Origin of the sequence: Komagataeibacter sp. SM21, assembly GCF_041402665.1 — a bacterium.
Lineage (GTDB): Bacteria > Pseudomonadota > Alphaproteobacteria > Acetobacterales > Acetobacteraceae > Komagataeibacter > Komagataeibacter saccharivorans.
Genome location: NZ_JBGLOV010000052.1, coordinates 1 through 4,422 on the forward strand (window position 1 = coordinate 1; position 4,422 = coordinate 4,422).

Consider the following 4,422-nt stretch of genomic DNA (forward strand, 5'->3'; position numbering starts at 1 on the left):
AGGGGACAACACTCGATCTGCTCAAAACGCAGATCGAATGCTACCCCAGATAGCGTCAATCAGCACGCCAAAAGCCCAAAATCAAAACCAAGGTACATCGACCAATAGTTCTTCGATCCCTCCACCTGATGCCCTGCCGGACGGGTAATCCGACTCGTCTCAATTCCATTGCCCGCGATAAGCATAATTCAGGTGCCGCAAACACTCATATCGTAAATATGGCGGCAAGGGGGGGAAGGCGGTCTGACCGCTTTGGAGTTCCCAGGCGATGTTTCCTGCCTTTCATTCAACTGCGTATGACGACCGCTTTGCGCAGGAAGCGAACAGTGGATCAAAGGCGTTCACGTCGTGGCTGATCGACACAACCAGCCCCTTGCGGAGTTCTCGGGTGAGCTTCCAGATACTACAGCGTAACGAACGATTGTGGGCGTTGGCGACAAAATAGGGCTTTTTGAATGCCAGCCAACGTAAGTGTGTGCATTGCTGCTCAAACCGAACTCTTACGCAGATTGTATACGGTCCACGCAGTTTGAACGGAATGTCTGTACCGCAATCGAGTTACGGCAAAACGTGGCTGACACCCGCACTTATGATATCTTAGGCGTAAACGCTGCTCAACTCTTTCTTTTCGATCATATTCAAAAGGTCGACGCCATCCCAGCGAACAAACCAATGCTGCTGTTGGATTTCGTCAACCAGTGTCTTGGCCTCCGTTGCACTTAAATTGCCGAGGTTGGAGCCCATCCTACTCCATGAAGCATGAAGCAATTCGGCTCGTTTCACTCTATCAAGATACGGACAAGCAAGCGCATCCAATAAAAGATGCACTATCTCCGAAGACCTATTCAGAGACTTCTCTGAAGAAACTCGCTGGCAGATAATTTCCCAGATTTCGTCCCTCTGGTCAGAGAACTGTGGTCGGTCACCGTAGATGAATAGCTTCACGACCAGTTCGAAGTAGCCCACACTCCTTCGGTCCAGTTTAGCGAGTGAAATCAAATCATGCTCTAGTTGCCCATCTGCCCCAAACTGTTGGAGACTAATCAAAATATTGAGCAATTCTATTGGGATTACTGACTCTTTCGAGAGTAAACCTTCGAAGCTAGGCGCTCGAGCTAATTGTGATGCCCAACGAAGGGAGGCCTCTTTGAGAATATTAAAACCTTCGGGATCGTATTCTTGCAGATGCTGCGCAGCGCACACAATAGTGTGAGATAGGCGAAGCGACGACGCTACCGTTGGATGAAGTGTAAAAAAGTAAAATCCAACATCAAGCAAGAAAAAGAACATCTGTCGATAATTTAGATCGGAAACAGGCCTATCTTTTAAAGCCGAAAGACCAACATATCCCTCTGCGATATCGATAGCTTTCCTGCGCACGGCACCGATTATATAGTTTGCAACTGCGTCATAACCGAGTTCGGAGGCAAAGCATGCTGCCTTAACCTCTCTGGTGAGTTTTCCAAACAACGAACGGTATTTGTATATGTGTCTCGGAGACAATGCCTTTCTGCCACTTTCAGGCAAGAAGACAGACTCAAAGAGTTTTTCCCAATGATTGGCGAGAGATTCGTTGATCGCGTCTATAACGAGTGATTTTTTTGAATAGAATGGTCGCTTCTCGAATTCCCTCTTTCCAGTATTCAGGTGGAGATTATATTCCCGCAATGCGATTGATAGTTCATGCTCCACCAAATCGGCAGTCGCAGGATCATTAGTGAAAACATAGTAGTTGTCTACGTAGCGCCTGCACTCGTAATCGACACCATCACGTATGGGAAATCTTTTCTCCTCTAGACTTCGACGTGCATTTTGATCCACCTTGGCGAGTATGATTTCAGCAAAAATGCGACTAGCTTCCGGCCCTATGCAAATACCACTAGTTTCGTTGTGATTGAGTCGCTGCATTATCTTGTCGAAATTATTTCCGAAGCTGGAGGCGAATGTATTCTCTTTCGCCTCATCTTTACTCTTAGTTGCCCATGCCATTGAGTGCGTGTAAATGCTGTCAAAGCATTTGCTTATATCTAGAGACAGTTGATAACGATACTTTTTCTCTAGGCGAATGTGGTCATTTGAAGAAAAAAATTTGTATAGGTGATCATACCCTGAATATGAAAAGTAGCTGGCCGGGTTTCGGACCAATTTGTCCAGCCCGGTCATATCGACAGTTGCGTTCTTGTAGCGGTTTTTATCCTCCATCGAAGATGGCACAAAAAAAGAACTTCCAACTTTCTTCGGCGCACGAATGGAGAATGGTCCACGTCCCGCATATTCGCAGATCAGTTCCTCATACTTTTGATAGAACTCGGCCAAAATGGCCTGACCCTTCGGGTGTAGGAGGCTCAAGGTTCTGACGCTACGGGAATCCTTGACGATATTGTACCTGAGAGGAATAGTGTATCCTTTACCGTCATCGTCCAGCACAAGAGCAGTGATCATCTTTTTGAAATGCGCCGATTTCTTGGCTGCTCCATAAAGATTTTTGTAGAAGCCATCGTTGCTAACGATAATCGGAACCTCCAACGGTGATGTATCTGTAAGTACAACGCGCCATTTATCCGCTTTATCTAGCTTCACTCGTGACTTGCGCTTGCTAGGCATACTTCCAACACCCCATTAAGTGTGCCAACCGACTGGCGCTAAACCTGAAGTGTTCGCGGTTATTAAAGCCAGTGAAAAATGAGTACTTAAGCAATTCTTTTCTTTCTTGATTTGTCATAGCGAGTGCCAACCATCCACAAATGGGCCCAGAATTTGAAAGGACCATCCGAGAAAGGAACCTATCAAGCTCAACAAGCGCCGGAGCATTGCCTTCGATGAGTTTATAAGTGTGTTGTAGACCCGCACTTCGTCTCTTTTGCTGCCGCTCATCAAAGAACTGATAGCCACATGTCAATATACGGATACGATCTCTAAGGTCTTCAAAGTTTCCGTCAGATAAATACTGTAGAAGGGACTTCACAATTCGAGTCTTGTTCTTTTTTACCTTCGATGAAGCAATATCCAGATCAACTCGGCGCGAATACGGTTTGTCTTTACCCACTTGATAAACATTGAACTTGAAGCCAAGATAATCGAAGCTATGCTCAATAGATGGTAACTTTATATTCGCTTTTCCAAAAGTATATGCCTTCGATTTTGAGAAGTTTAACTTCAAACCATTAGGTAAAATATCTTCAATTAATTTCTTAAGTGCCTTGGGGTTGTCCAAATGCGGCAAAATAACAACTATATCATCTACGTATCGTGCAAAGTAGTGTGGCTTTAGCACTTCGCGCATATGGCAATCAAAATCCTGCATGTAGAACTCGCTGAGTTCTGCACTTATTGCCAATCCTGGGGGCAGACCGCCCACGGAATTACTTCTACATTGATTAATTAACGATTTTATTACCGATCCCGTGCTGGGCGCGGTCACAAGCCTCTTGTTTAGTTGGATAGATAGAAAATCCTGATCAACCGAAGGATAGAAGTTTTTTATGTCCATCTTTACAACGGTGAAAGGAATGCCTTCTTCACAGAACAATTTTAGACGACGAATGATCTCGATCCGGCTTCCCTGCTTTGACGCCGTGATTCGACGAATATTTTGAGCCGCCTTTCGTAATACCAGATCGCTTGCCAGATCGGTGACCTGGAAGACCGTTCGCCCTGCTAAGCTATTTGGGGTCAACGGCAAGTAAGCAAACCCATTGCGAGCAATCGCCACAGCCTGTGCTACTATAGCGGCCTTGTGGGCCTCGTTCTTCAAGGCCGGTTCTTTTAGAAAATCACTTTTATTCAACTGTCGGGCGAGTGCTGCGCCGCCGAATGTGGGATCATACATCAAAGTTCATAGGTGTTCGAGACAATGCATTGTTCAATTCTATGATGAAACTGATCGAATAGGAAAGATGTAATTTCTGGAGGGCCTATGGAACTTTCGTACATGCGGCGGACGACTACCTTCCGTCCACTCTTGTCCAAACCGTGTTTCATGCATCTGGTCCGAAAGTCTGCATTGCACTGCCCCTTGCCGCACGCGGTTTCCGTGACGAGCGGCAGCTCCCAAGGAACCGGCCTCTCGGCTCCAGCTAAAAGGCGGAGCACCTCCAGCATCATCAAAGGGAGTCGGCTCGGGTCAGTCACGGCGCGATCCGCCGCGCCGCCAGAGGCCTTAGCTGCCAGCCGACTGCTTCCTTCCTGATGTCCGCTACGCGGAAAGCTATTCATAGGCACACGTGTCCGCAAAGAGGGCGTATGCCGCCTGTCTGCTTCATATTCCGTGAGCGGACAGGCTGCTTAGTGGGGGTAGAACGAACCCGCTGCGCGGGGATGGTGCGGTGTGCAGGTCTGTCACCACGGCGTGAGCGATCTGTTTTATTTGGAACTGTCCTGATTGGACCAAGCACTCTGGCTTCTTCCCACCAGAAGGAGCCG

At 47.2% G+C, this 4,422-nt stretch carries 2 protein-coding genes; both read right to left on the minus strand.

All coding sequences use genetic code 11. The features are described from left to right. Positions 1-597: 597 nt before the first annotated feature. Complete coding sequence (drt3b, locus tag ACBR42_RS16850; protein ID WP_371208796.1) at positions 598-2,604, minus strand: antiviral reverse transcriptase Drt3b; 2,007 nt, start codon at positions 2,602-2,604, stop codon at positions 598-600. Beyond that, positions 2,597-3,829, minus strand: coding sequence for an antiviral reverse transcriptase Drt3a (gene drt3a, locus ACBR42_RS16855; protein ID WP_371208797.1), 1,233 nt, complete (start codon positions 3,827-3,829; stop codon positions 2,597-2,599). The genes drt3b and drt3a overlap by 8 nt, the downstream gene beginning before the upstream one ends. Positions 3,830-4,422: the final 593 nt, after the last annotated feature.

Bases quoted from the DNA above. Each gene is read 5' to 3' on its own strand.
- drt3b (WP_371208796.1), bottom strand. From the start codon at position 2,604: ATGCCTAGCAAGCGCAAGTCACGAGTGAAGCTAGATAAAGCGGATAAA.
- drt3a (WP_371208797.1), bottom strand. From the start codon at position 3,829: ATGTATGATCCCACATTCGGCGGCGCAGCACTCGCCCGACAGTTGAAT.